The organism is Marinobacter sp. OP 3.4, from assembly GCF_036224885.1.
Lineage (GTDB): Bacteria > Pseudomonadota > Gammaproteobacteria > Pseudomonadales > Oleiphilaceae > Marinobacter.
Genome location: NZ_JAVVLT010000122.1, coordinates 1 through 24651, shown reverse-complemented (window position 1 = coordinate 24651; position 24651 = coordinate 1). Strand labels below are relative to the sequence as shown.

At 61.4% G+C, this 24651-nt stretch carries 31 protein-coding genes; 11 read left to right on the top strand and 20 right to left on the bottom strand.

Features of this window, described 5'->3' with window-relative positions:
- Positions 1–20: 20 nt before the first annotated feature.
- Entirely contained in the window at positions 21–812 is a 792-nt protein-coding gene (locus RO069_RS21100) for a sulfite exporter TauE/SafE family protein (RefSeq protein ID WP_328190158.1), read from the top strand.
- Between the two features lie 111 nt (positions 813–923).
- On the opposite strand, the gene RO069_RS21095 is transcribed toward RO069_RS21100, so the two are convergent.
- From RO069_RS21095 to osmF, 12 genes are all read right to left on the bottom strand, one after another.
- Positions 924–1232: a hypothetical protein gene (locus RO069_RS21095; protein ID WP_328190156.1), complete on the bottom strand. Its 309-nt coding sequence runs from the start codon at positions 1230–1232 to the stop codon at positions 924–926.
- 42 nt (positions 1233–1274) lie between these two features.
- Positions 1275–1814, bottom strand: coding sequence for a pyridoxamine 5'-phosphate oxidase family protein (locus RO069_RS21090; RefSeq protein WP_328190154.1), 540 nt, complete (start codon positions 1812–1814; stop codon positions 1275–1277).
- Positions 1815–1897: 83 nt separating this feature from the next.
- Complete coding sequence (locus RO069_RS21085) at positions 1898–2179, bottom strand: putative quinol monooxygenase (RefSeq protein ID WP_328190152.1); 282 nt, start codon at positions 2177–2179, stop codon at positions 1898–1900.
- Entirely contained in the window at positions 2167–2799 is a 633-nt protein-coding gene (locus tag RO069_RS21080) for a SagB/ThcOx family dehydrogenase (RefSeq protein WP_328190151.1), read from the bottom strand. The genes RO069_RS21085 and RO069_RS21080 overlap by 13 nt, the downstream gene beginning before the upstream one ends.
- A gap of 103 nt (positions 2800–2902) precedes the next feature.
- Entirely contained in the window at positions 2903–3529 is a 627-nt protein-coding gene (locus RO069_RS21075; protein WP_328190149.1) for an FMN-binding negative transcriptional regulator, read from the bottom strand.
- Positions 3530–3559: 30 nt separating this feature from the next.
- Positions 3560–4060, bottom strand: a complete 501-nt coding sequence (locus tag RO069_RS21070; RefSeq protein ID WP_328190148.1) for a GNAT family N-acetyltransferase — start codon at positions 4058–4060, stop codon at positions 3560–3562.
- A 70-nt stretch (positions 4061–4130) separates the two neighbouring features.
- On the bottom strand, positions 4131–4379 hold the full coding sequence (locus tag RO069_RS21065; RefSeq protein WP_328190147.1) for a DUF1272 domain-containing protein: 249 nt from the start codon (positions 4377–4379) through the stop codon (positions 4131–4133).
- A gap of 18 nt (positions 4380–4397) precedes the next feature.
- Positions 4398–4688 (bottom strand): YkgJ family cysteine cluster protein, encoded by a 291-nt coding sequence (locus tag RO069_RS21060; protein WP_328190145.1) that lies wholly within the window; start codon positions 4686–4688, stop codon positions 4398–4400.
- A gap of 98 nt (positions 4689–4786) precedes the next feature.
- Positions 4787–5533, bottom strand: coding sequence for an ABC transporter permease (locus RO069_RS21055; RefSeq protein WP_328190144.1), 747 nt, complete (start codon positions 5531–5533; stop codon positions 4787–4789).
- On the bottom strand, positions 5533–6480 hold the full coding sequence (locus RO069_RS21050) for an ABC transporter ATP-binding protein (RefSeq protein WP_328190142.1): 948 nt from the start codon (positions 6478–6480) through the stop codon (positions 5533–5535). The genes RO069_RS21055 and RO069_RS21050 overlap by 1 nt, the downstream gene beginning before the upstream one ends.
- Positions 6481–6501: 21 nt before the next feature.
- On the bottom strand, positions 6502–7680 hold the full coding sequence (locus tag RO069_RS21045; protein WP_328190290.1) for an ABC transporter permease: 1179 nt from the start codon (positions 7678–7680) through the stop codon (positions 6502–6504).
- A gap of 12 nt (positions 7681–7692) precedes the next feature.
- Complete coding sequence (osmF, locus tag RO069_RS21040) at positions 7693–8616, bottom strand: glycine betaine ABC transporter substrate-binding protein OsmF (RefSeq protein ID WP_328190140.1); 924 nt, start codon at positions 8614–8616, stop codon at positions 7693–7695.
- 369 nt (positions 8617–8985) lie between these two features.
- Between osmF and RO069_RS21035 the strand changes: the two genes are divergently transcribed.
- Positions 8986–9903: an alpha/beta hydrolase gene (locus RO069_RS21035; protein ID WP_328190138.1), complete on the top strand. Its 918-nt coding sequence runs from the start codon at positions 8986–8988 to the stop codon at positions 9901–9903.
- Between the two features lie 95 nt (positions 9904–9998).
- Here the strand turns inward: RO069_RS21035 and RO069_RS21030 are convergent, their stop codons facing one another.
- From RO069_RS21030 to RO069_RS21020, 3 genes are read right to left on the bottom strand one after another with little or no spacing between them, the layout of a single operon-like run.
- Positions 9999–10955: an alpha/beta fold hydrolase gene (locus RO069_RS21030; protein WP_328190136.1), complete on the bottom strand. Its 957-nt coding sequence runs from the start codon at positions 10953–10955 to the stop codon at positions 9999–10001.
- A 29-nt stretch (positions 10956–10984) separates the two neighbouring features.
- The gene (locus tag RO069_RS21025; RefSeq protein WP_328190134.1) at positions 10985–11800 is read right to left on the bottom strand and encodes an SDR family NAD(P)-dependent oxidoreductase; all 816 of its coding nucleotides are present in this window, start codon (positions 11798–11800) and stop codon (positions 10985–10987) included.
- Between the two features lie 13 nt (positions 11801–11813).
- A complete protein-coding gene (locus tag RO069_RS21020) occupies positions 11814–13289 on the bottom strand; it encodes a flavin-containing monooxygenase (protein ID WP_328190133.1) in 1476 nt (491 codons plus the stop codon).
- An 83-nt stretch (positions 13290–13372) separates the two neighbouring features.
- Here RO069_RS21020 and RO069_RS21015 point away from each other — a divergent pair, with 83 nt between their 5' ends.
- The gene (locus tag RO069_RS21015) at positions 13373–13981 is read left to right on the top strand and encodes a TetR/AcrR family transcriptional regulator (RefSeq protein ID WP_328190132.1); all 609 of its coding nucleotides are present in this window, start codon (positions 13373–13375) and stop codon (positions 13979–13981) included.
- Positions 13982–14158: 177 nt separating this feature from the next.
- Here the strand turns inward: RO069_RS21015 and RO069_RS21010 are convergent, their stop codons facing one another.
- Positions 14159–14527, bottom strand: a complete 369-nt coding sequence (locus RO069_RS21010) for a truncated hemoglobin (protein ID WP_328190130.1) — start codon at positions 14525–14527, stop codon at positions 14159–14161.
- 98 nt (positions 14528–14625) lie between these two features.
- Between RO069_RS21010 and RO069_RS21005 the strand changes: the two genes are divergently transcribed.
- Together RO069_RS21005 and RO069_RS21000 are read left to right on the top strand one after the other, a co-directional pair.
- Complete coding sequence (locus tag RO069_RS21005; protein ID WP_328190128.1) at positions 14626–16674, top strand: tetratricopeptide repeat protein; 2049 nt, start codon at positions 14626–14628, stop codon at positions 16672–16674.
- Positions 16671–16838: a type II toxin-antitoxin system ParD family antitoxin gene (locus RO069_RS21000; RefSeq protein WP_328190126.1), complete on the top strand. Its 168-nt coding sequence runs from the start codon at positions 16671–16673 to the stop codon at positions 16836–16838. The genes RO069_RS21005 and RO069_RS21000 overlap by 4 nt, the downstream gene beginning before the upstream one ends.
- Before the next feature lie 35 nt (positions 16839–16873).
- Here the strand turns inward: RO069_RS21000 and RO069_RS20995 are convergent, their stop codons facing one another.
- On the bottom strand, positions 16874–17893 hold the full coding sequence (locus tag RO069_RS20995) for a GlxA family transcriptional regulator (RefSeq protein WP_328190125.1): 1020 nt from the start codon (positions 17891–17893) through the stop codon (positions 16874–16876).
- 117 nt (positions 17894–18010) lie between these two features.
- Here RO069_RS20995 and RO069_RS20990 point away from each other — a divergent pair, with 117 nt between their 5' ends.
- Positions 18011–18445: a GFA family protein gene (locus tag RO069_RS20990; RefSeq protein WP_328190124.1), complete on the top strand. Its 435-nt coding sequence runs from the start codon at positions 18011–18013 to the stop codon at positions 18443–18445.
- 18 nt (positions 18446–18463) lie between these two features.
- Here the strand turns inward: RO069_RS20990 and RO069_RS20985 are convergent, their stop codons facing one another.
- The 3 genes from RO069_RS20985 to RO069_RS20975 form a co-directional block, all read right to left on the bottom strand.
- Positions 18464–19156: a dihydrofolate reductase family protein gene (locus tag RO069_RS20985; protein ID WP_328190123.1), complete on the bottom strand. Its 693-nt coding sequence runs from the start codon at positions 19154–19156 to the stop codon at positions 18464–18466.
- 198 nt (positions 19157–19354) lie between these two features.
- Positions 19355–20386: an aldo/keto reductase gene (locus tag RO069_RS20980; RefSeq protein ID WP_328190121.1), complete on the bottom strand. Its 1032-nt coding sequence runs from the start codon at positions 20384–20386 to the stop codon at positions 19355–19357.
- Positions 20386–21606 (bottom strand): MFS transporter, encoded by a 1221-nt coding sequence (locus RO069_RS20975; protein WP_328190119.1) that lies wholly within the window; start codon positions 21604–21606, stop codon positions 20386–20388. Before RO069_RS20975 ends, RO069_RS20980 begins: the two co-directional genes overlap by 1 nt.
- 109 nt (positions 21607–21715) lie before the next feature.
- On the opposite strand from RO069_RS20975, the gene RO069_RS20970 reads away from it, so the two are divergent.
- The 5 genes from RO069_RS20970 to RO069_RS20950 all read left to right on the top strand — a co-directional run.
- On the top strand, positions 21716–22639 hold the full coding sequence (locus RO069_RS20970) for a LysR family transcriptional regulator (protein ID WP_328190118.1): 924 nt from the start codon (positions 21716–21718) through the stop codon (positions 22637–22639).
- Positions 22640–22706: 67 nt separating this feature from the next.
- Positions 22707–22967, top strand: coding sequence for a hypothetical protein (locus RO069_RS20965; protein ID WP_328190117.1), 261 nt, complete (start codon positions 22707–22709; stop codon positions 22965–22967).
- 187 nt (positions 22968–23154) lie between these two features.
- Positions 23155–23709, top strand: a complete 555-nt coding sequence (locus RO069_RS20960; protein WP_328190115.1) for a hypothetical protein — start codon at positions 23155–23157, stop codon at positions 23707–23709.
- A gap of 298 nt (positions 23710–24007) precedes the next feature.
- Complete coding sequence (locus RO069_RS20955) at positions 24008–24457, top strand: hypothetical protein (protein WP_328190114.1); 450 nt, start codon at positions 24008–24010, stop codon at positions 24455–24457.
- Positions 24447–24651: hypothetical protein (locus RO069_RS20950; RefSeq protein ID WP_328190113.1), on the top strand; the 205-nt coding region annotated here is incomplete at its 3' end. The genes RO069_RS20955 and RO069_RS20950, both read left to right, overlap by 11 nt.

Here is a 24651-nt window from a genome sequence, read left to right as displayed (position 1 = left end):
AACCGTTAAAAGGAAACACCATGGACATGATCATCGCCTGCTCCGCCCTGGGAATCGTCGCCGGCATACTGGCCGGCATGCTGGGGATAGGCGGCGGCGTCGTCATCGTGCCAGCCCTGGTGCTGATACTCTCGGCCCAGGGATTCCCGCCGGAATTCATCGTGATCACGGCGGTGGCCACCTCCCTGTGCACCATCATCTTCACCTCGGTTTCAGCCGCCCGGGCCCAGATCAAACGCAAAGCGGTGGACTGGACCATTTTCAAACTATGGGCGCCCACGGTGGTGGTGGGCAGTTTCCTCAGCGGCTTTATCGCCGCCCGCCTGCCAGCGGTCGTATTGGAGATCGGTATCGCGGTGTTCCTGCTGGTGATCTCCCTGATCATGCTCAGCCGCTGGGTACCGGACCCGGCCCGCACCATGCCCGGCAGGGCCGGCACCACCGGCCTGGGTCTGTTCAGCGGCGTGCTATCCGGCCTCGCCGGCATCGGTGGCGGCAATGTGATGGTGCCGCTAATGGTGTTCTTCAACGTCCCCATGCAACGGGCCGTGGCCACCTCCAGCACCCTGGGCTTCCCGCTGGCAGTGGTGGGCACGCTGGGCTACGTCATCTCCGGCTGGGGCCAGTCCCCGGCGGACTGGTCCCTGGGTTACGTCTACCTGCCGGCGGTGGCACTGATTGCCGTGTTCACGGTGCTGCTGGCCCCGGTGGGTGTGTCCCTGAGCCACAAGATCCCGGCGCCAACCCTGAAACGGTGTTTTGGCGGGTTGCTGCTGGTGGTGGCGGGGCGGATGTTGGTTAATGCGTTGTGAGAGACCGTCGGACGCTGACTCAGCGGTTATGTCACCGCGTATGAACACCGTGACCAGACAATGATCTTCTGTCGAGGCAACTCGATCTTTTCATTCGGCTGCCCCGCCAGGTTATTCTGAAATAACCTGATCGATATGACGACACCAGGCGTCGCTGTCCCTTGCCGGCACATCCGGTTGTCCACGAATACCGAGTTTGAACTCGACTACCGACTTCCATTCCTCCGAGCCGACATCTGGACCATGTCCATGACCGTCGCCGGTGGGGACTTCCGCCTCGACGGTTTCATACCAGGCCTCGCTGCACAGTGCGGTCGAATCCGATGCCGAACGATCGTCACCATTGCCAACCGCACAGCCGGTGGCAGAGGCGAGGAACAGTCCGGCCCACAACAGGGTTCCCTTGGCAGAGTATTTCATTGGCTGATCCTTCGGGTGTCTGGAAGGGGCGATAGTTCCAGTTTAGCGGATGCCTGTGGCTTTCCCATCCAGACTCAACTGGTTCTTCTCCGTCCAGTATGCCTGCAGGCCTTCCTCTCCCTTTTTGCTGGCCCAGTTGGTCAGGGTGTCCCGCTCGCCCTGGAAGTCATAATAGGGAACGCCGAATCCGCAGGAGGTCTGCACAAGCTCGATATCCAGATCAAAAATCTGCCGCGCCCCGAGATAGTCCGGGAACTGGTCGACAAGCTCGTCCCAGCTATCGTCTCTCGGGTGAATCACATCCGTCCTGCCATAGACCCTGAGAATCAGGGGCTGCTTGTCAAAGGAGCAGAACATGATCGTCATGCGGCCATTCTCCAGCACATGGGCAGCGGTTTCATTGCCGCTGCCGGTCAGGTTCAGCCAGATCAGCCGGTCGGGGCCCAGTATCCTCAGGCTGTCCATGCCCTTTGGCGAGACGTTCACAAACCCCTCGGCGCCAGCGGACCCGACAAAGAACAGGTGCTGGGCATTGATAAAATCCGTATGCTCCGGGAGCAGTTCCTCGAACTGTTTTGCCACGGTGTTACCTCCTTTGTATAGCGAACTCCGGTGTACGTGTCGGCTGTGTCGGACACCTCTATGTGTGGGTTATACCATTGGTTTCAGTCGATTTCATGAATGGTGTAGTGCCTTTCTATGCTGGCTGCGGCTCGCCCCCAATTCGAATTCTGTACCCGATGTTGGTGAGCTTCAAACGCCTGACGGTCAATAAACTCCTCGTAGACGTGGAAAATTGTCGATACTTCAGAGTCCTGGTTGACGTCAAAGATCAGGCATCCTGGCTCCTTCCGGGTCAACTCAATGTGGACTGGCAGCTCCTGAAGGACTGGTTCGAGATCATGAAGCGGGACAACGATGTGCCCTCTCAGAACTATTCCTGGCATTTGGATGGCCCATGCCCAAGGCAAAGCAAGGCCATGGGTTCCAGTTTCGGAGATAGCTTGAATACCTCCGTGGCCCTGGTGTTATCGAATCCCGCAACCAGAACACAGCCGAGCTCAAGGTCGGTGGCATGGAGGTGAACATTCTGGGTCAATGCGCCGGTTTCCATATAAACGTATCGTTTGCCCCGTTCCCCTACAGGTGGCTGGGATTCGAAGTGTCGAACGGTACCGGCCAGATCGGCGACAACGCCTATCACGATAGCGGACTCCGCCAGCCATGGCTGATCGCCAATACCCACGGACTGCATGGTTTCATCCGATGGCAGTCTGCCCACAAGGCGCAACGAATGGCTGTCGCCAAGGTAGTCATAGACTCCTGGTTCCAGCCCCTCAACACGACGGACCAGTACGCGGAGTTGCAGGGGATACAGACCACCGGCGGACGGCGTTGTCCGCTTGCCGTCCGATCGCGTCACTCCCTGTGCGGACCACAGTAACCGAGACAGGTGTTGTAAGGGGATGGGTGAGTCTGAGTATTCGCGAATGCTTTGGCGGGTTCTGGTGCACTCGACCAGCGAATGGTCGCCCTGTGTATCTGGTGCCGGTAAGTCCAATATCACCTTCTGACCTCCCTGCGTCTGGCGTTCGTACGGATGAAGAATCGATTTCAGGTTGGATGGATCTGCCCTTTTCTTCGTGAATCTCTGGCACACCCCATTGTGATCAGCCTATGAAATCGGACATGGCGCGGCTGTGGGCCTTGTCCTCCGTTTCTAGGCCAGCCTTCACTCCCTGCCTGTTTCGCTCCGGCTGGTTCTGGCTAGCCTTCAGCTTGCCGGTCAACGTCTCAATCTCGATTTCGATGCCTACAATCGCCTGAACCAGGCGCTCGGTGAAATCTGAAGGCGCGTCGTCCACCGCCCAAGGCTCGTCCATCTCCGCCTCGTGCTGCTTTGTGAGCTGTCGAAGGTGCTGATGCAGCCATGCCGGGTCTTCGACGCTCCGGGCACGCCCCTCCGCATGGACAGCCAGATAGTTCCAGGTTGGTACAACCCGGCCGGTCTCCTCCTTGGTTGGGTACCATGACGGCGAAACGTATGCATCAGGTCCCTGGAATACGACAAGGACCCGGGCGCCGTGTTGCAGGCGCTGCCAGACCGGATTCTTACGTGCTACATGGCACTGTAAAAGGCCGAGAGATCCGTTGTCCGTATCGCTCAGGTGGAAAGGAACGTGGTTTGCCTCAATGCCTTCCCCGTCTGCGACAACTAACAGGCCAAAACCATACTCGCGGATATACTGGTGAAGCTGCTGGTTGCTGGCTTCTTTAAAATGTTCAGGCACGTACATTGGTACCGGCTCCTTTCTGGCAGTCAGAGGTCATTTATCTGGTGCGGTTTCATCAACTGTTCCACGAGGTAAGGACTTTCGCATGTATACCCGATCCAGCCCCTGTTCGCTGCGGCGGTCGTATTCCTTATAGCCAATCCGGGCGTACAGCTCCCGGTTCTCCGACATCAGTGCGTTGGTGTACAGGTAGATCGAATCGTAACCCGCAGACCGGGCACGCTGCTCGGCGAATTCCAGAAGCGCCCGACCGACACCCTTGCCTTGCATCCCTGGATTCACGGCAATGTTGTCCAGCAAGAACCCTTCCCGGGTCTGGGCCAGAACCAGAACTCCCTGAATCTCCTGGTCTGCGACCGCGACAAAGACATCGCACTCTCGGACGACCTTGTGATAATCCTGCACCATTGGTCCCGGTGGACGGCCAATGCGCTCTTCATAGTGTCCGTAGGCATCCGCTACGCACTCTGCAACGGCCTCGGCATCTGCCTTGGCAGCACCCCGAATCCAAACCGCCTCTGCCCGATTATCCACGCTACTACCTGTTCTCCGTTGTTCATCCATTGATTGGAGGAGCCCATTAACCAAGGGCTGCTGGAATCGGTTATGTGCCTTCAGCACAACCACCGGCTTTCAGGACACGCCTGGTGGAAGCCGGAAATTTCTCCAGATGCGCGGCTGGACGAATCGGCCGGGGCACGAAATTACCGCCGCAGTTGGGGCACTGGTTGTTCAGGACGCCCGAGGCACAGGACCGGCAAAAGGTGCACTCGAAGGTGCAGATCACGGCCTCGGTGGACTCGGGCGGTAGATCCCTGTCGCAGCACTCACAGTTGGGTCTTAGTTCCAGCATTTGGCTCTCCTTGCTGACTCACAGCATCTCCGCCCTTTCATCCAGACATTCATCGGAGCCCATCTCGAACTCCCGGCAGATCCAGGGGCGATTCTCATAGATGGTACACAGGAATGTATCCCGATCCAGCGCGGAGCACCATCCATCTTCCAGGCGCCGCATGGTCTCACCACCCCACTCATCCCGGGCGATATGCCGCTCGGGAACGCCGGTGTCGGTAATCAGCAGGACCTCCAGACGGCAGCAACAGGCCCGGCAATTGGAGCAGGAGACTTCCGGCAGGCTTACGTCTTTTAGGGGAATCGTCATGAATCTACCGCCGTGCGTGCCTTCAGCTTGTGAGTATCCATCTGGCATTCGACCGAAGCGCCAGACCGGTACTGTAACAGGTGAGTGGCGACGGGGATTCAGGTCATGGCGGGTTGTGGCGAAAACCGACGGTCCCAGGTACGTTCCAGTGCCTCGAACAGGCTGTCGGTGGTCAGTGCCAGCAACCCGATCAGGATCGCGCCCTGTAGCACGTAGGCGGTATTGCCATTCACCAGCCCGGCAATGACCGGGTCGCCCAGTGTGCGGGCACCGATGGTGGAGCCGATGGCGGCGGTAGCGATGTTGATGGTCACCGAGGTACGAATGCCCGCCAGGATGACCCGACCGGCCAGGGGCAGTTCCACCCGGACCAGGACCTGCATCGGTGACATGCCCATACCCCTGGCCGCCTCCCGTACCGCCGGGTCGATGCCTTCCAGGCCCGCCAGGGTATTGCGCAGGATGGGCAGCAGGCCATAGAGGACCAAGGCCACGAGGATCGGCGCCTCGCCAAAGCCCAGCACCGGCACCGCCAGGGCCAGGACAGCAACGGGTGGGAAGGTCTGGCCAATGGATGCCACCTGACTGACCAGGGGCAGGAAATCCCGGCCCGACGGGCGGGTGGCGAAGATACCGCCGGCTACCGCAACAAGACTGCCGATAGCCGCTGAGATAACCACCAGCGTCAGGTGATTCTGCAGCAGGAACAGGAAGCTTTCCCGGTCATAGATCAATCGCTGCCTGTCCGGCTCCACCCAGTGAAAGAGCGGCTCCAGTACCGGCATGGCGGCGCTGAGCCCGCACAGCACCAGGGCGAGCAGTATGGAGGGTAGCCAGACGCGCATCAGGTACCTTCCTGTATAATGCGTTCGCGGCTGATCACACCGGTCTCCTGACCCTGGGCATTGAACACCGCCACCTGTGGCAGGTCCTGCCAGAGCATGATGGACAGGGCGAGGCGCAGGTTGTCGTCTTCCCTGACCCCCTCTGTCCCGGTCTCCGATGGCTTTGGTGAGCCATGGCGGGTCATCAGGTCGCGCACCGGTCGCAGGCTCATCAGCTTCAGGCCGCGATCCTGCTTGCCGACGAGGTTCTCCACGAACCCGGACGCGGGTCGGCGGAGGATACTCTCCGGCGTGTCATGCTGGAGAATGCGGCCCTGATCCATCACCGCAATCCGGGTGGCCAGCTTCAGGGCCTCATCGATATCGTGGGTGACGAACACCGTGGTCTTGCGGACCTGTTGTTGTATCCGCAGCATCTCCAGTTGCAGGTTCTCCCGGGTGATCGCGTCCAGCGCGCCGAAGGGCTCATCCATCAACAGGATGTTGGGGTCCGCCGCCAGGGCCCGGGCGACGCCTACCCGCTGGGCCTGGCCGCCGGACAGTTGCTGGGGATATTTACCGGCGTGGGTGGCCGGATCAAGATCCAGCAGGGTCATCAGCTCTTCAACCCGTGCATCGATCCGTTCTTTCGGCCACTTCAACAGCCGGGGCACCATGGCGATGTTGTGGGCCACGGTCCAGTGGGGGAACAGCCCGGTACCCTGGATGACGTAACCCATGTTCAGGCGTAACTGCTGGGGATTCATGGTGGCGATGTCCTCGCCATCCACCAGGATCTCACCGGAGCTGCGGGGCAACAGGCGGTTGATCATGCGAAGTGTGGTGGACTTGCCACAGCCGGAGCTGCCCACCAGTACGCAGACCTCCCCCGTCTCGATGGTCAGGTTGATGTTATCCACCGCAACGGCATCGCCAAAGCGTCGGGTGACATTCTTCAGTTCGATCATCCGGACGTTTCCTTTTCCATGTCAGGCCGTTGCCGGGGTCGGTCGTAGGCTGGCGGCCAGCATCGTCAGCAAGGCATCGGCCAGCAGCGCGAGGGCGATGGTCGGCAGGGCGCCGAGCAATACCAGATCCATGGCCGCCTGCCCCAGGCCCTGGAAGATGAAACTCCCGAACCCGCCGGCGCCAATCAGGGCCGCGACCGCTGTCAGGCCGATGGCCTGGATGGTGGTGATACGCACACCCTCGATCATCACCGGCAGCGCCAGTGGCAGCTTTACCTGGAAGAACAGCTGACGCTCGGTCATGCCCATGCCCCGGCCCGCGTCCACCAGATGCTCCGGCACGTCGGTAATCGCCACGAAGGTGTTGCGCACCATGGGCAGCAGGCTGTAGGCGATCAGCGCCAGCAGGGCCGGTGTCCAGCCAATGCCGCGGATACCCAGCGATTGCAATAGTGGGAACGCTGAAGACAGCGCGCTCAGCGGCGCAATGAGTAGCCCGAATACCGCCAGACTGGGAATGGTCTGCAGAAAACTCACGGCCCCGAGGATCGGGCGTTGCCAGGCCGGGCTGCGGATCATCTTCAGGGCCAGCACGAAGGCCAGCCCCGCACCGATGCCCACGGCCCCGAATGCCAGCGCCAGGTGGGCCCGGAGGGCCTGCGCAAATGCATCGGGCCGGGCATTGTATTCCCGTACCAGCGACAGGCTCTCCAGGCCATCGCTGCGGAAAAGGACCAGCCAGCTGCCCACGATCACCGCCAGCAGCAGGAATTGCAGCCACCGATCGGCGCGAAGGCGACCCAGTATTTCGATCATCATCAGGGACAGCAGGAACAACAGGCACCAGAACCCTGGCCCGATGGACGAACGGGCATAGGGTGAGCCCTCTGGCAGATGCCGGGTAGCAAACACGTCCAGCAGTAACGGCAGCATCGCCAGTGAAAGGCCCACCAGACCGAGAAGCATCCCGTAACGCTGACGCATCGGCAGGACGGACAGCACAACGCAGGCCGATAGACTCCCGGTGACACCCACAGCCCCGGCCCAGCCCACGGCTGACAACAGACCGTGGCCGGTGCCGGACACGATTCGGTTCGGCTGGATGGTACCAAAGTCCAGCAGCCAGACGAGTGCCAGCGCCAACAGGCCGAGTGCCGGAATGACCCGGTTGGGCAGCGTCCGGATTGAATCAGGCCGGATAACCGACAAACCTCAGTCCCTGGCCAGGGAATCCAGGTAATCCCGGGCCACGGTTTTGGCGGGTACGCCATTTACCGCCACCTGCCCGTTCAGGCGCTGCAGGGTCTCCAGGTCCAGGGATTCGAAGATGGGTGCCAGGACCTCACGGATCTCCGGGTAGGTCTCCAGCACCTCGGCGCGCGCAATGGGGGCCGGCTGGTAGACCGGCTGTACGCCCAGGGTGTCCTCCATCACCTTCAGGTCCAGGGCATCAAGGCCGCCATCGGTACCGTAGGTCATGGCGCCATTGACGTCGTTGTCGTTCAGTGCCGCCGCCCGCAGTGTCGCGGCGGTGTTGCCGCCGGAGAGGATAAGCAGCTGGTCGGACCCCAGGGTGAAACCGTAGGCCTCCTGGAAGGCAGGCAGGGCGCTCTCGGATTCGACGAACTCCGCACTGGCCGCAAACTTGAAGGCGCCACCATCGTTGATATAGGTCGCCAGGTCTTCCAGTGTCTTCAGGTTGTTTTCCCGCGCCAGATCCCCCCGCACACTCATGGCCCAGGTGTTGTTGGCCTCGGCGGGCGTCAGCCAGATGATGTTGTGTGCTTCCTTGTCCAGGCTTGCAGCCTGCTCATAGGCCTTGTCGGCGTCCTTCCAGATATCCCGGTCGGCCTGGTCATGGAAGAAGGCCGCGTTGCCGGTGTATTCCGGGTAGAGGTCGATCTCACCGGCCTTGATGGCATTGCGTACGATGCTGGTGCCGCCCAGTTGCAGGCGATTCTCCACCGGAATGCCGGCGTCTTCCAGGGACTGCAGAATCATCTGGCCCAGCACGGCGCCTTCCGTATCGATCTTGGACGACACCACCACCGGATCGGCGGCCATGGCCGGCGCGGTAATCAGCATAAGGATGACAGTCGCGGTGCGGCGTAAGCAGGAGAGTGGGGACACGGCCATTCCTCTTGGTCGTTGGGGAGTTTCGCTGTTTCTATGCTGCCGCAAGACCGTAAGTGATTTTGACGACAGTTGTTCTCAGTCTATTGGACGTCTGTACGAAGGCAAGGAGGAATTGGCTTGTCTTCGTAGGATGGCCTGAGGTTTGGCGTCCTTATCGATAGCCGCGTTGATTTCATGACGCCCCCTGCTATATTCGATATCGAATACGAGTACAGAAAAACGAAAATAATCGAAAGCATTCGGCTCGGTAACGCTAACAACAATAACCGGAGAACGACGATGCAAGGTACAGGGTTTCCCAGGGGCAACAGCCTCGCTGGAAGGTGTTTCATGGCTGTAATCAGCATAGTGCTGTCGGGAGGAATGGCAATGGCGGATGCCAGTGAATGGCGTGTGATGGAAGCCTCTGATGGTGCGGAGGTTCACTACCGGTACTGGTCGGCAGATTCCGACCCCCATGCCGTGGTCCAGGTGATTCATGGGGCGGCGGAGCACAGTGGGCGTTATGATCGTTTTGCCCGGTTCCTGAATCAGCATGGCTATGCGGTTTATGCCACGGACCATCGCGGTCACGGCCGCACCCGCGTGCGCTCCGGAGAGTTGGGCGACGCCGGCCCCGATGCCTGGAACCACTTCGTCATGGACGAGATGCAACTGAGCACCATCATTCATGACGAACACCCCGATGCGGACCTGGTGCTGTTCGGTCACAGTATGGGCTCATTCATCGCGCAGGATTACATCACCCGCCAACCGGGATTGATCGACGGTCTGGTTCTATCCGGCACTGCCTATGGCCCGCCACCACCCCAGGACCTGCTGGACGCCGTGGATGCGGCCGCCGGGGAGGCTCCCCTGGCGGACTCCCAGATCTGGGCCGGCATTTTCATGGACTTCAACAAACCGTTCAGTGATGAGCCCGGCTTTCAGTGGCTGAGTCGTGATGAGGCCGAGGTCCAGAAGTATGTGGACGATCCCCAGTCCGGGTTCGCGTTCAGCAACGATCTGGTCAAGGATTTCTTCTACGGCATGGCGGACCTGCGGGATCCCGCCCGTGAGCAGGAGATTCCCGAGGACCTGCCTGTTCTGGTTATCCAGGGAGAGCTGGACCCGGTTGGCAACAATCTGGAGGCCACCAACGCCCTGCTGGAGCGATACAAAGCGCGGGGACTGACCCGGATTGAACACCACTTCTACGACGATGCCCGCCATGAACTGCTCAACGAGACCAACCGTGAGCAGGTGCAGGAGGATGTGCTGGCCTGGCTGAACAAACTGACCCGCTGACCAGTGCGTGGGAGGTGGCGGAGACGGTGTCCTGACAGGGATGCCGGGTACTGCGCGAAAGCTCCTGCTTTCCTCATGGTGCAGTATGCCGTCAGTTAAGCCTGATGGCCTCCCCGCCGCATCTGCCGCTCAATGAATCCGGCAGTGATATCCGGCTGGGTAATCGGCAGCATGTGGCCACCCTCAATCATCTCCAGTTCAACACCAGGCACCCGGTCGGCCATGGCCTGCCCCTGTTCCTGTGGCTCCAGGATGCGGTCATCACGACCGTAAAGGATGCCAATGGGCAGCTTCAGATCGTCATAGCGCTGCTGCATGGCGGGCAGGATGTCTTCCAGCGCGTGCATGTCCGTCGACGCGGCGATGAAGTGGCTGGGGCGCATACTCAGGTAGCCACCACCGCGCACGGCGAAGTCATGGGGGACGTCCTCGGGCCCGAACACGATGTCCAGTACCTGGTCGCTGCGCCGGACGGACAGCGGGATTGCCAGCGTCCAGCCGACCAGCTTGCGCAGCCAGGGATGGCGGATGTTCAGTGCGGCAAAGGCCTCGGATGGACGTTCAGGCAGGTGAGTCAAAGGCGCAATCAGGGCGAGGCGACTGACCTTGTCCGGGTGGCGCAGGGCGGTGGCCAGGGAAACCGCACCCCCCAGCGAGTGGCCCACCAACATGGGTTTGCCCAGGTTGAGCGCGTCGATAACGCCGGCGACCACGTCCGCCTGTACGGCCAGCGAGGCGGAAGCGCGCCCCGGGCGTACCGAATAGCCGCTGCCGGGCCGGTCGATGGCGACTACCCGGTAGTGGCGCGCCAGCTGGCCCATAACGCTGTAGCCGAAGTGCTGGGCCACGCCGCTGAGGCCATGGATGAGCAGGATGGTCTGGTCCCCACTGCCCTGCTCAATGTAGTGGATGCGGTTGCCCATGACGGTGATGAATCGACCTTCCGGGGGCATGCCAAGCTCGACGCGTTTGGCGATGAACAGCGTGTACAGAGACAGACCGATCACGAGGGCCAACACGACGATCAGTACAATACTGAACAGATAACTCACGGTGGAAGTCCTTGGTCAGTGGGTCGGAATCAGCCTGGCTTTCTGGCCAGACCCGGAATCAGACGCCAGTAGTTGACTGGCATCAGGCGCTCAAGCCAGGCGAGGATGCGGGCATCGTTACCCACCAGTACGCGGGCCCTGTCGTTGCAGATGCCAGCGAGAATGATCTCCGCCGCACGGGTCGGTGGCATGCGCAGCAACTTGCTTGCCCTGTCCAGCTCCCGCGCCTTTTCGGCATCGCTGACGCCTGCCGGCAATCGCGCACTGGTGGCGATGCCCGTGGCAACGCCGCCCGGGTGTACCACCGTGACACCCACCGGGGTGTCCTGAAGCTCCAGGCGCAGGGCGTTGGAGAAGCCGCGCACGGCAAACTTGCTGGCGCAGTAGGCGGTCTGACCGGCGGGCGTGACCAGGCCGAACAGGCTGGACACGTTGACAATCCGTGCCGCCGGGCGCTGTCTGAGCAGGGGCAGGAACGCGCGGGTCATGCACACCACCGCATCAAAATTGATGGCCATCAGCCAGTCGAAGTCCTCGGTGGTGACCTGATCGAAGTGCCCGCCCAGGGCGACGCCGGCATTGTTGATCAGCAGGTCCACCCGGCCATGCTCAGCCATGACCGAGTCCGGCAGGGCCGCGATGGCCTCCCGCCGGGAGACGTCCATCGGATGTTCGCTGACCCGGACATTATGGGCACGGGCCAGGATAGCGGTTTCCTCCAGCAGGGCGGGATTAATGTCCACCAGGGCCAGGTGACAGCCCTGCTCCGCCATCAGCAGGGCCAGGGCGCGACCGATGCCACTGCCGGCGCCGGTGAGTACGGCAACACTCTCGTTGATTTGCATGCTGGTTCCGGTTCTATCTGAACTGCAGGACGCCGTCATCGATACGGCTGTACTGGATGGTGAGCTTGTCCTTCAGGTAATTCTGGTGCACCTGCCATGGTGCCCGGTCGCCCTGCTTGGGCAGGAGGTCAGCGGCCCGAAGCACATAGCCGGACGTGAAATCGAGAAACGGCTTTTCGCCCACTGCGGGTTCGCGGCGTGGGACGGCCATACGGTAGCCTTTCCGGTCCATGTAACGCAGCAGCCGGCAGGTATAGCCGGACGTCAGCTCCGCCTTGAGGGTCCAGGAGGCGTTGGTATAGCCGAAGGTCACGATCATGTTGGGAATGTCGCTGAGCATCATGCCCTTGTAGGACATGCAATCGCCAAAGACGATGGGTTCACCGTCCACGGTCAGCGTCACGTCGCCCAGGGCATTGAGCTTCAGGCCGGTGGCGGTCACGATGATATCGGCTTCCAGTTCCTCCCCGGAACTGAGCAGGATACCCCTGGGGGTAAAGCGCTCGATGGTATCGGTCACCACGGAGGCCCGCCGGGCCCGCAGGTCGTGGAACAGGTCCCCGTCCGGCACCGCACACAGGCGCTGGTCCCAGGGCTTGTAGCTGGGGGTGAAGTGTTTCATGTCGACGTCACTGCCGGCCTGGGTCTGCGCCATGTGGATCAGCCGCTGTTTGAACATCTCCGGCTTTTTGCGGGCAATCCCATAGAAGAACGAGCCCAACAGCACGTTTTTCCAGCGGGTGGCCCGGTGGGCGAGCGGCAGGGGCAGCACGGTTTGCAGGGATTGGGCGATACCATCGGTCTGCGGGCGTGACACCACGTAGCTGGGCGAGCGCTGCAGCATGGTCACATGGGCGGCCTTCTCCGTCATGGCGGGCACCAGGGTGACGGCGGTGGCACCGCTGCCGATGACCACCACCCGCTTGCCCGAGTAATCCAGGTCTTCCGGCCAGAACTGAGGGTGGACGATCTGTCCCTCGAACGACTCTTCCTCCGGGAAAGAGGGGCGATGGCCTTCGTCATAGCTGTAGTAACCGGAGCAGGAGGACAGGAAGCGGGCCTGGTACTGCTCCTCGTGCTCATGGCCGGCGTCGTCGGTGGCCATGGCGGTGACGGTCCACAGCGCGTCCTCGCTCGACCAACTGGCGGACACCACGCGGCGCTGGAAGCGGATGTTGTGGATGGCGCCGGACTCTTCGGCCAACTCCTCGATATAGCGTTTGATGTCCGGGCCGTCGGCAATGGCCTTGCGCCCCGTCCAGGGTTTGTAGCTGTAGCTGAGGGTGTACATGTCCGAGTCGGACCGGATGCCCGGGTACCGGAACAGGTCCCAGGTGCCGCCGATGGCCTGGCGACGCTCGAGGATCAGGTAGCGCTTGTCGGGGCACTGATCTGTCAGGGCGTGGGCCGCGCCGATACCGGACAGGCCGGCGCCAATGATCAGGACGTCCAGCGGTGAGGGCTGGAATTGTTCTTGTGTGCGGTTCATGTTGTCATCCCGTGACTGGGGTAATAGTGACAATCTAGATTGTCAGGTAGGATTTGGCAATCCCTGTTGTCAGAATGATATCCATGACTACACCGACCAGTACCAGAAGACGATATCGTGGTGCCGATGTGGAGGAGCGCCGGGCAGAACGCCGGCGCCTGCTGATCGAGGCCGCCACCGAGGTATACGGCCGCAACGGCTACCGGCATTCCGGGGTCAAGCAGGTATGTGACGCGGCCGGGCTGACGCAACGCTACTTCTACGAATCCTTCAGCCACAGCGACGAGCTGCTGATCGCCTGCTACGAGCAGACCGCCCAACGGGTGCGCGACATCAACATGGCAGCTGCGGAAGCCGCCGGCAGTGACCCCATGGAGCGCAGCCGCGCGATGCTGCGGGCCTACTTCCAGTTCCTGAAGGATGAGCCCAACCTGGCGCGCCTGATGCTGATCGACATCCGCGGCATCAGCCCCCAGGTGGACCGGGCCATCGGGCGTGCCCTCCATGCCAGCAGCGAAGACATGACCCGCGCCCTCGCCCAGCCGGGCCAGCACTTCGACGGGATGCTACAGGCGGGCATACTCGGCGGCGTTATCCATATTGCCCTGCACTGGATGGCGAACGGCTACGCGCAGCCGGTGGAGGTGGTGACGGAAACGGCGATGAAGCTGGGGGTGTCGTTGCTGGAGTGACGAGCCTGGGACGAGGGTGGAGAACGTAAAAACCGCAAGTAACGTTTGCCCCTACGGAATGTCGACTATGATAATTGTGCCGGGATGAGTGTTGGAAACGGGAATGGGGCTCCGGGGGACAACGCAACTCCCCGTGCCCACTCCCGACTGTGCTGCAAACGGACAGGCGCCGTTTCCCTACTTGTGAATGATTTCGCCTTTCAGGGAATAGGCAATACCCAGGACTTCATCGCAGACCGGGCCCGGGTAGTCCATCTCGTTCATGGCCTGCATGATATCGTCGACCACGGCCACGAATTCGGCCGCACTGACGTTCATCCCGGTGTGTGTCTCCAGCATTGACCGGCCCGTGTACTCCACGGGGCCGCCGGAACCAGCCGCGAGGAACTCCTTGACCTTTTCGCGGGCATGGTCCGTTGCCTCCTCGGTCAGGGCCTGGTACCTGGGGCCGGCAACATTATTCTGGAGGTGCAGGTCGACAATGCGGTTTACAAGCTTGTCGATACCGGCTTGGCCGCCGAGTCTGTCATAAAGGGTTTCGCTCATGGCAGTTACTCCTTTTCCTTGGGGTTTTGGACAGGTGCTCCGGGCACCTACCCTGATGGGCGTAACAATCCTTGTTACATTGGAACAGGGAGGGTTGAGTGATGGAGGATGCGGACCTTTCTCCGATACAGGCCGCGCTCGACGCCGGCGACTTCGCCGGGGCGAGGGACAGGCTCGCTGCTCTGTCCGTTGCGCCGTCCGCCGAGCTGTTGGAGCTGCGGGCCCAGGCGGCCTACGGGAACGGTGACCTGGAAGGCACGCTGACGGCGTATGGTGACCTCTACCGCTTTCAACTGGATGGGGGTGACACCCACGCGGCGGCGTTCGCTGCGGTTATGGTGGGCATGTACCTGATGATGGATACCGGGTTGATGGCCACCGTACGTGCCTGGCTGTCGCGGGCGGAACGCCTGGTGGGCGATGCGCCGGACAGCCCGGTGTGGGCATGGCTCGCCGCCGTGCGGACCTACGAACGCCTGATGTGTGGCGATATGCCGGGCACTGGCCAGTGGGCCCGTCGGGCCATGGATGAAGGGCACCGGCACGGTGTGGCACCGCCTGCCATCATTGGCCAGGTGGCCCTGGCAAGGGTTTGCATCTACAACGGCGACGTCGATGAGGGTCTGAGCTCACTCGACGATGTCGCCGTGGAACTGAGCGCCGGTCATCTCGATCCCCTGACCACCGGGCAGATGTGGTGCGAGGTGATCTGCGCGATGCAGTGGATCGGCCACCACGACCGCGCAGAGGAATGGACCGAAGCCATGGAACGATGGCGCCAGGGGGCGGCATTCGGGGGACTCAATGGCCGCTGCCGGGTACACCGGGCGGAAATCATGCGGTTGCGGGGGCCCTGTGACGCCGCCGAGGAAGAGGCGCTGCAGGCCTGTGAGGAGCTGCGCCCCTGGATGCGGCGGGAATTCGGTTGGCCACTGACCGAGCTGGGCAACGCGCGGCTGCGCAAGGGCGATTTCGCCGGCGCCGAAGAAGCCTTCCTCGCCGCCCACCAGAATGCCTGGCTGCCGCAGCCCGGGCTCGCCCTACTCCGGTTGGCACAGGGACGGGTCGACGAAGCAGCCGCGATGATCAACACGGCCCTTGAGCACCCCTTCGATATCCCATCCAAGGAACGTCCGCCCTCGGGCAGCCTCCAGCGGGCCCCCCTGCTCGAAGCCCAGGTGGTCATCGCGCTGGCGGCCGGCAAGGACGACGACGCTCGCGCCGCCGCCACCGAGCTGGCCGACATCGCCGGGAAATACCAAAGCCGCACATTACAGAACTCCTCGCTGGCCGCATTGGGACGACTGGCGCTTAGCGACGGTCGAGCGAACGACGCTATCCGGCTGCTCACCGAAGCCGTCATGGAATGGGCCGAACTGCGAATGCCCTACGACGCCGCAAGCCTGCGTGTTGTGCTGGCCGCAGCGCACCGGCACGTCGGCGACGAGCAGACAGCGGACATGGAGCTGGAGGCTGCCTGCCGGACGCTTGAGGACCTCAACGCAAAACCCTGGGCGGAACTGGCCCGCCAGCAGGAACCATCGACATCGAAACCAGCGTCCACCGACACCGGGCATGGCGTCTTCCGTTGCGAGGGAGAGATGCGGACGGTGACTTTCGGCGGCGCCACCGTGCGCCTGAAAGACCTCAAGGGCATGCGTTACCTGGAACGACTGCTGGCGGAGCCGGGGCGGGAGTTCCACGTGCTGGACCTGGTGGCGGTGGAACGCGGTGCACTTCCTTCCAAGACCACATCGGACGCGCCCCGTATGGCGGCGCAGTGTGGCCTGGAAGTGTTCGACTCAAAGGCCCGCGAGGCTTACCGGCAGCGGCTGGCGGAGGTGGAAGAGGACATCGCGGACGCCGAGAGCCAGAACGATTTCCGCCGCGCCGAACTTGCCCGTGCCGATCGCGAGTTCCTGGTGGACGAGCTACGCCGCGGCGTTGGCCTGAACCACCGGGCCCGGACCGTCGGCGACGGCGTGGAGCGGGCCCGCACCGGCGCAACCCGCTCGCTGCGCTACGCCCTTGACCGAATCGCCCGGCACCACCCCCGTCTGGGCGAACACCTGACACGGACCATACGGACCGGCACCTACTTCGCGTACGAGCCCGATCCCCGCGCGCCGCTGGAGTGGACGACGTGAGAAAGAACACCACCATCACTCTGAGCCAACTTCATGATGCGTTCGTTGCAGAACAGCTCAAAAGTGGCCGATACCGCTCAACCAGCGAGGTCGTTCGTGCCGGGCTTCGCCTGCCTGAAGAGTCTGAAGCCTGCTCAAGGAAGGCCAAAGCTGATAGTTTTTAGCTTCCTGCAAGTGAATAAGGATGTTCACCCCCGATTCACCGATGCGGAGCACGCCCGGCGATTGCGACGTTCTCCGATGGATGGATACCAAAACGCTCGCTATATACCTGTGGTGGCGTACCCACATGGCGTTTGAACAGCCGCCGGAAAAAGGCCAGGTCATCGTAGCCAACGGCGCGGCTTACCTGCTGAACCGTCTTCTGCTCGTTCTCCAGCAGGTGGCGGGCCGCATTGACTCGCAGGCGCTGGAGGTAGGTTGTCGGTGTTTCCCCGGTGGCCAGCTTGAAGCGCCTGGCAAAGTTCCTTGGACTCATACCGATGTGCCCGGCGAGTTCATCCAGTCGGACCGGTTCACTGAAATGGTGAAACAGCCAGTCCTGGGCCTGGCGGATCTGCCGGTCCTCGTGGGATACCTCCGGGGGAGCCGCCGCGTACCCCGCCTGCCAGACACGCGGTGTCTCCAGCAACAACGCCCTCGCCGTCTCCATGGCCACTTTGTGGCCACAGAATTTCTCGACCAGGTATAGGCTGAGGTCCACGGAGGCATAGACACCGCCGCTGCACAACACATTGCCGCTTTCCGTCAGAAACCGCTCTGGCTGCCAGCGAACCCGCGGATACCGGCGCCTGCATGCGTCCACTACGCCCCAGTGGGTTGTTGCAGGGCGGTCATCCAGGAGGCCGGCTTCGGCCACCAGCGCCACGCCGGCACAAACACCGGCAATGGTCACGCCACGCTGGTGCCATTTCCTAAGCCACGGGTAAAGGCCCGTGTTGGCCGGACAGGCGGATTCCAAGTCCGCACCCACCGCCGATACGATAATCAGATCGGTGGATTCCACGTCGTCGGAGGCGCAGGTAGGCTCCAGGTTCAGGTTTACCGCCGTGGAAACCCGGCGGCCATCGCGGGACGCCGTGCGCACCCGGAAATGCGGCGTCGCCGGCTCTCCACGCATACTGTTCCAAAGCACGCCCGCCGTACTGAATACCTCCAGCGGCGCAACGGCCGTGGATGGCATCCCGCCCTCTACCAGGATAACGGTGACATCGATCATGCCCCACCTCCGGTGTCTGTATCACCCCTGTATTGTGTCGCCTCCGCCACTACGCGAAAAGACCTGCCTGGGTAACACTGGATCCAACGCGCAACAATCCGCGTTGTAGGAGGAGACATGAACAGCACCAGAGTCTACAGGGGACACTGCTTCTGTGGCGCCGTGGAACTGATTGTCAGCGGCGAACCGGAGGTGATGGGTTACTGCCACTGCAATGATTGCAGGCACTGGTCAGCCGGGCCGGTCAACGCCTTTTCACTATGGCAACCGGAAGCCGTCCGGATCACCAGGGGTGAGGACAACATCGGCACCTATCGGAAAACACCCCAAAGCCTTAGAAAATGGTGCAGAACCTGTGGCGGACACGTTCTCACCGAACACCCGGACCTCGGCCTGACGGATGTCTATGTGGCAATTCTGCCCGGACTTCCGTTCAACCCGGGCGTGCATGTGCATTACCAGGAGACAGTGCTGAAAATCCGGGACGGACTGCCGAAGTTTCGGGATGTGCCTGAAGACATCGGTGGATCCGGTGTCAGCATGGCGGAGTAATCTGCTTGGCTACCGGGCTCAGCGTGAACGGATTCCGTCGTTGTCTGCTTCCCGCTGCATCTTCTCACGCCGCGCCAGCTCCGCCGGCGTGGGAGGATCCATGGCGAAGTCGCCGGTTTTTACCGCGCCATCCCGCACATAATGCGCGATCACAACACCGTTGGGTGACACCCGACTGGTGGTCAGTCTGAACGCCGTCGCCTTCGCGCCATCATCAAACAGTTTCTTGCCCGCCCCGAGCACCACCGGAAACATGAACAGGTTGATCTCGTCGACAAGATCACTCGCAAGCAGCGTATGGATCAGGTCAGTGCTGCCCTGTGTGACCAGTGTCGGCCCATCCTCCTGCTTCAGCCTGGCCACATCCGACGCCGCATCCCGGAGGGCCACCGAGCCGTTCCAGGTCAACTCCAGCCCCTTCCGGGTCGGAACATACTTGCGGATGGAATTGAACGTTCTGGCGATGGCGTCATCCGGCCCGCCTTCCGCATACGGCCAGTGTGCCGCAAAGATCTCATAGGTCTTCCGTCCGAGCAGCAGGTCGAATGGCGGACTGAACAGCCTGTCGATTTCCTCGCCGAACACCTCATCCACCATCGGCGCCACCCAGCCGCCGTAGCTGAAACCGCCTGTCGGGTCTTCCTGGGGGCCGCCGGGTGCTTGCATAACGCCATCCAGTGAAACCATGGCACCGACTATCACTTTTCTCATGGGCTTATCCTCCTGCTTGCTTACTTATACCCTGTAGTCGCATGGAGCTATGCCTGATCGACAGACTGCCCGGTGTCAGTTGAAAGTGATTGTCCCTGTCTCGGTCCTGAGGAATGGCTGACGGAAGCCACGGCACAGTGTCTGATGTCAGAGATCCCGGGCGTCGTTTGAGTGCAGGTGGGTTTTCGAGCCCGTCAGTCATACCGGTGGTGGATTGCGTTCGGCGAACTGGCCATTCCAATAGGGATAATAGGGATAGGGCGGGGTTACTGCACTCGCCACGTCCAGACGTGCGACCTGGGATTCGTCGAGGCACCAGCCGACCGCGCCGAGATTCTGCCTTAACTGGGTTTCGTCCCGCGCACCAATCAGAACCGACGACACGGTCGGACGTCGCAGCAACCAGTTTATCGCCACCTGTGGCACGGTCTTGCCGACTTCTTCGGCGATCTCGAAAAGAACATCCAGCACCCGATACAGTCGCTCGTTCGGTACCGGCGGCGCGAATCCTTCCGTCTCATGAAGACGGCTGCCGGCGGGTAACGGCTGGTCACGACGGATCTTGCCGGTCAGGCGGCCCCAGCCCAGGGGACTCCACACCAGGGCGCCCAGGCCCTGGTCCTGCCCCAGGGGCATCAGTTCCCACTCGTAATCCCTGCCCACCAGGGAGTAGTACGTCTGGTTCGCCACGAAGCGCGCATAGCCATAACGCTCCGCGACGCTCTGGGACTTCATCAACTGCCAGCCAGAGAAATTGGAAGCACCCAGGTAGCGTACCTTGCCGGCCCGTACCAGATCATCCAGAGCCGACATGACATCTTCCACCGGCGTCATGGCGTCGAAGTGATGCAGTTGCAGTACATCGATATAGTCGGTTCCCAGCCGTTTCAGTGCGCGGTCGGTGGCGCGGATCAGGTGATGGCGGGAGCTACCAGCCTCATTGGCGTCCTCTCCAGTGCGTAGCGACATCTTGGTGGACACAATCACCCGGTCGCGGCGGCCCTTGATCGCCTCGCCAAGAATCGTTTCCGAGGCGCCGTCGGAATAGACATCCGCAGAATCAAACAGATTGACGCCAGCGTCCAGGCAGATGTCGATAAGCCGCTTCGCTTGCGCCACGTCGGTATTGCCCCAGGCACTGAACAGCGGCCCCTTGCCACCGAAGGTGCCGGCCCCGAAACCCAGTGCCGGTACCTTGAAACCGGACCGTCCCAAATAACGATATTCCATCACACTTGCTCCTGTTCGCAGACCATTGGCGGGAGGGGCCCCATGGCCTCGCCCCGCTCTCGCTTTATGGCCCAGGCGGCCACTGCCAGCCCGGCCAGGGTCACCAGGGCGGCGGCGCCGGGTACGGCGGTAAAGCCGCCACCCTGCTCGATCACCACACCGCCCAATCCGGCGCCCAGGGCGTTGCCCAGGTTGAACGCCCCGATATTGAAGCTCGACGCCAGGCTGGCGGCGCCCGTTGCCCGGTTCAGCACCCACAGCTGCAAGGGCGCCACCGTGGCAAAGCTGGCTACACCCAACAGACCCACGAAGGCTACCGTCGCCCATTGATGATCAAGCACGAAAGAGAACAGACCGAGAACGGCGGCCAGCCCCGACAGGGTTATCAGCAGCGCCGGCGCCAGGCCACGGTCGGCCAGACGACCGCCGAGCAGGTTCCCTGCGATCATGCCGACCCCGAACACCAGCAGAATCAACGACACTGCATCCTGGGAGAAGCCGGCGATGCCGGTCAGGATCGGCTGGATATAGGTGAACACGGTGAACACCCCGGCGAAGCCAAGCACCGTCATCAGCAGCCCCAACAGCACCGGCGGCCGGCCGATCACCCCCAGGCTGTCGCGCCAGCCCATTTCCTCACCGGCGCCACTATCGCGGGGCACCATGAGAGCGATCACCAGGGTCGCCAGCACACCCACGCCAGTGACCGCCCAGAAAGTGGTGCGCCAGCCGTATTCATGCCCCAGCCAGGCACCGGCGGGCACGCCCAGAAGCGTCGCCACGGTCAGGCCGGTGAACATGATGGCGATGGCGCCGGCCCGTTTGTCCGGCGCCACCAGACCGGTGGCGACCACCGAACCAACGCCGAAAAAGGTCCCGTGTGCCAGGGAGGTCACCACCCGGGCGGCCATCAGCATGGGATAGTTCAGCGCCAGGGCGCAGGCCAGATTACCCAGGGTGAAAATGATCATCAGCGCCACCAGCACCGTCTTACGCGGCCAGCGGGCACTGGCGATGGTGAGCAGCGGTGCGCCAACGAACACGCCCAGGGCATAGCCGGAAATCAGCAGGCCGGCGCGGCCGATGCTCACGTTCAGATCGGTGGCCACTTGCTCCAGCACACCCATGATCACGAATTCGGTGGTGCCGATGCCGAAGGCACCGATGGTCAGCGCATACAGTGCCCAGGGCACCGGGCGCGAAGAGGTTGAAGCAGTCATCGTAACGTCCATCAGAGAGTGATGACCCGCATACTAGGCCCGGCCTTCTTTCCGTGATACCTTTATTATCTTTAAGCATTTTCAAGATTTTATTGATAATGTATCCGCCATGGACCGTCTGAGCGACATCGCCCTGTTCCTGCGCGTGGTGGATCTGGGCTCCATCAGCGCCGCCGCCCGCAGCCTTGATCTGTCGGTGGCGGTGGCCAGCCAGCGCCTGCAGCGCCTTGAAAAAGGCCTCAACGTCCGGCTGCTGCACCGTACCACCCGACGCCTCCACCCGACCCCGGAAGGCCTGGCACTGGCGGATCAGGGCCGCGACCTGGTGGAGGGCCTGGAAGCGCTCACCCAGGACCTGCGCGGAAGCGCCGAAAACGTCACCGGCACCCTGCGTGTCACCATGCCCCACTCCTTCGGGCGGCAGTACATCTCGCCATTACTGCCGGACTTCCTTAACCGCTATCCCCGGCTCGATGTGCACGTCAGCCTCACCGACCAGATAGTGGATCTGGTCGGTGATGGCTATGACCTGGGCATTCGTGTCGGTGTTCTGGAGGATTCCAGCCTGGTAGCCCGGCGTATCGCCGACGACCGGCGGGTATTGTGCGCCGCCCCTGACTATCTGGATCGCCAGGGCACCCCGCAACGTCCCGCCGACCTCGCCGACCACCAATGCCTGGTGCTCTCCAGCAGCCGGCAGCGGCAGGACGTCTGGCATCTCACTGACAGGCGGGGGAAAAGCGAGGCGGTACAGGTAGGCGGCCGCGTACGCAGTAACCAGGGTGAAATGCTCACCGAGGCGGTACTCGGTGGTCTGGGTATCGCCCAGCACTCGGTGTGGCATATCCACGAGCACCTGAGCAGCGGTCGACTGAGAGTGGTGCTGCCGGACTACCGGCTAATGGAAACCGGTATCCACGCAGTGATGCCCCAGCGGCGACTGGTGCCGCCCAGGGTAAGGGCGTTCGTCGCGTTTCTGGAGGAGCGGCTTGCTGAGCATCCGGTCTGGGCGTCGCGGGTGGGAAACCAGTAAGTAGTACCAGGACGATTCTGTTGAGAGTGTCTGTTCATGCTTGGTTACATGGCCAAGGGAGATCTACATGAAGTATGAATTCACTTGGGATGAATGCACTGCGGAGCCTGACATACGCGCGATCGAAGCTGCTGTCGCGGAGATTTTGGAGTCAGGACACGCCAACGTGTCGCCGTGTCACGATGGGCCGCTGACGGTCACGCTTGCGGTGACAGGCCCACTCGCGGAAACGCTCGTCGGGAATGTCCGGTGTTCGTGCGGAACTGCCCTAGCCGCCGTCCGGGGCAACGGCAACGCCTCTCATTTGATCATCGAGGCAATTTCGTGATGGCTCTCAGCTGGCACAGCACTCGAAATGACCGATGTAACACGGCGCTCAACCGGACGCTCGTACCTCGCGCCGGTTAGCTATGCGTTAAACTGCTAACTGGTTTTACGTCGTATGCTGCGAACTGTTTTAACATGACCAAAACTGATAGGTTTCAGTTTCCCTAACATGGATAAGGATATTCATCATGACCGGAATGCCCGCTACAAAAGACCTGCCGTACCGCCTTCCTACCACTACGACCGAACAACTTCGCGAACTTGCCAAAATTCTGGACCTGCCGTTCGCCATGGTAGAACCCACCGGCGAAAAGGGCCTGGCCGCGATGTCCGTGACCATCATGTACCGGCACCTCGACAGGCGACAGCGATACGATGCCATGCAGGTGATTCACTCGCTGGACAATAAGGATCTGGTAAATCGGCTACAGACAAAGGCTGTTGATACCGCACTGGTGAACAAGCGCTGGGGTGTCTGGTCCATGACCAACGAGGAGCTGCTTGAAGATCAGGAATTCCTCGAACTGTTCCAGGAAATTGGCGCCCTTATTGGCGTGACTTTCTCTGCTTCAAGTCTGAAAGACTTCGTGCGTGAGGTCGGAAGAAACCGACGCATCACCAAAGGCGGGATGGCCACCATAGTGATATGGCTATCTTTTGCGTCCAGTTACTCCCGCCTCAACAAACTCGAGGCAGAATTGGATCGTCGATCCGAACTTCGGGATTCGCCGTTTTACCAATGAGATCTATAGCCGCCATCAACACTCTGGTTCAGCTTGTTATCACCGGTTTTGTGGTCTGGGCCTGGGTTGTCTCCAGTAATGAGACTCGGGCCTTCCTGTTCTGGGGAGCCTGGATCGCTGGGATGTTCTATGGCGGACACCTCGCCTTTCGTTATTTCTCGTTGAAAAGGTAAGCCCCAGGATGGCTATCAATCGGACAGGCGCCCTCTACCCCCTACTTGCTGTCGCATGCCTGGCCTGTTCACAGGCCGCCACGGCAGCGCTAATGTGCCAGCAGTCTGAGGGGACCGAGACTGAGGTGTCCATTTCTTACTCAGACACGAACGAGTACTCAAGATTCGAATTCACTCCAGTCGACAGCGACAACCAATGGATTGGAATCGTTTTTGAGTTCTTCGGGACAGCGCCCACCAATACCCTGCTTGAGGATATCTCACCCTCCCTCCAGGGGAAGGCGTTGTCTGAGCAATTTACCCGTTCCTTCATGGCCCATCTGGAAGAGCAGATGCCTTACGACGCCATGTCCGATATTAGGTTCCATGAGCTGGGTGGCCGCCTGGTTACCACCTTCGATACCGTCTTTGGTGATCACAGGGATCTACGGGCAATCTATGGTCAGTGGGACGGGGAGGACTTTCAGTTCTTTCGGGCGGTGGTGCCGGTCGAAGGACCATACGAACGTAGTGAGGAGATGGCCCTGGAAGCGATGAATCAGATGATCGGGAACTGTCTGAATCATGAAGCCTGATCGGATTTACCTCATTCTCTACGGCATTTACTTCCTGCTACTGGCTATAGCCTGGTTGGTCGCGCCGGAAGCATGGCGCGGAGTCATTTTCTTTGTGACTTATGCTTCTGCCTCCGTCGCCATTGTTACTTTGGGCTATTTTTTGGTTCATCGCGCTTTACCGGGAAACGCTGCTTTTATCTTCAGGAAGAAGT

Coding starts and splice junctions, on each gene's coding strand:
- RO069_RS21100 (WP_328190158.1), top strand. CDS start 21: ATGGACATGATCATCGCCTGCTCCGCCCTGGGAATCGTCGCCGGCATA.
- RO069_RS21095 (WP_328190156.1), bottom strand. CDS start 1,232: ATGAAATACTCTGCCAAGGGAACCCTGTTGTGGGCCGGACTGTTCCTC.
- RO069_RS21085 (WP_328190152.1), bottom strand. CDS start 2,179: ATGCCAGGAATAGTTCTGAGAGGGCACATCGTTGTCCCGCTTCATGAT.
- RO069_RS21075 (WP_328190149.1), bottom strand. CDS start 3,529: ATGTACGTGCCTGAACATTTTAAAGAAGCCAGCAACCAGCAGCTTCAC.
- RO069_RS21065 (WP_328190147.1), bottom strand. CDS start 4,379: ATGCTGGAACTAAGACCCAACTGTGAGTGCTGCGACAGGGATCTACCG.
- RO069_RS21060 (WP_328190145.1), bottom strand. CDS start 4,688: ATGACGATTCCCCTAAAAGACGTAAGCCTGCCGGAAGTCTCCTGCTCC.
- RO069_RS21055 (WP_328190144.1), bottom strand. CDS start 5,533: ATGCGCGTCTGGCTACCCTCCATACTGCTCGCCCTGGTGCTGTGCGGG.
- RO069_RS21050 (WP_328190142.1), bottom strand. CDS start 6,480: ATGATCGAACTGAAGAATGTCACCCGACGCTTTGGCGATGCCGTTGCG.
- osmF (WP_328190140.1), bottom strand. CDS start 8,616: ATGGCCGTGTCCCCACTCTCCTGCTTACGCCGCACCGCGACTGTCATC.
- RO069_RS21035 (WP_328190138.1), top strand. CDS start 8,986: ATGGCGGATGCCAGTGAATGGCGTGTGATGGAAGCCTCTGATGGTGCG.
- RO069_RS21025 (WP_328190134.1), bottom strand. CDS start 11,800: ATGCAAATCAACGAGAGTGTTGCCGTACTCACCGGCGCCGGCAGTGGC.
- RO069_RS21020 (WP_328190133.1), bottom strand. CDS start 13,289: ATGAACCGCACACAAGAACAATTCCAGCCCTCACCGCTGGACGTCCTG.
- RO069_RS21015 (WP_328190132.1), top strand. CDS start 13,373: ATGACTACACCGACCAGTACCAGAAGACGATATCGTGGTGCCGATGTG.
- RO069_RS21010 (WP_328190130.1), bottom strand. CDS start 14,527: ATGAGCGAAACCCTTTATGACAGACTCGGCGGCCAAGCCGGTATCGAC.
- RO069_RS20995 (WP_328190125.1), bottom strand. CDS start 17,893: ATGATCGATGTCACCGTTATCCTGGTAGAGGGCGGGATGCCATCCACG.
- RO069_RS20990 (WP_328190124.1), top strand. CDS start 18,011: ATGAACAGCACCAGAGTCTACAGGGGACACTGCTTCTGTGGCGCCGTG.
- RO069_RS20985 (WP_328190123.1), bottom strand. CDS start 19,156: ATGAGAAAAGTGATAGTCGGTGCCATGGTTTCACTGGATGGCGTTATG.
- RO069_RS20980 (WP_328190121.1), bottom strand. CDS start 20,386: ATGGAATATCGTTATTTGGGACGGTCCGGTTTCAAGGTACCGGCACTG.
- RO069_RS20975 (WP_328190119.1), bottom strand. CDS start 21,606: ATGACTGCTTCAACCTCTTCGCGCCCGGTGCCCTGGGCACTGTATGCG.
- RO069_RS20970 (WP_328190118.1), top strand. CDS start 21,716: ATGGACCGTCTGAGCGACATCGCCCTGTTCCTGCGCGTGGTGGATCTG.
- RO069_RS20965 (WP_328190117.1), top strand. CDS start 22,707: ATGAAGTATGAATTCACTTGGGATGAATGCACTGCGGAGCCTGACATA.
- RO069_RS20960 (WP_328190115.1), top strand. CDS start 23,155: ATGACCGGAATGCCCGCTACAAAAGACCTGCCGTACCGCCTTCCTACC.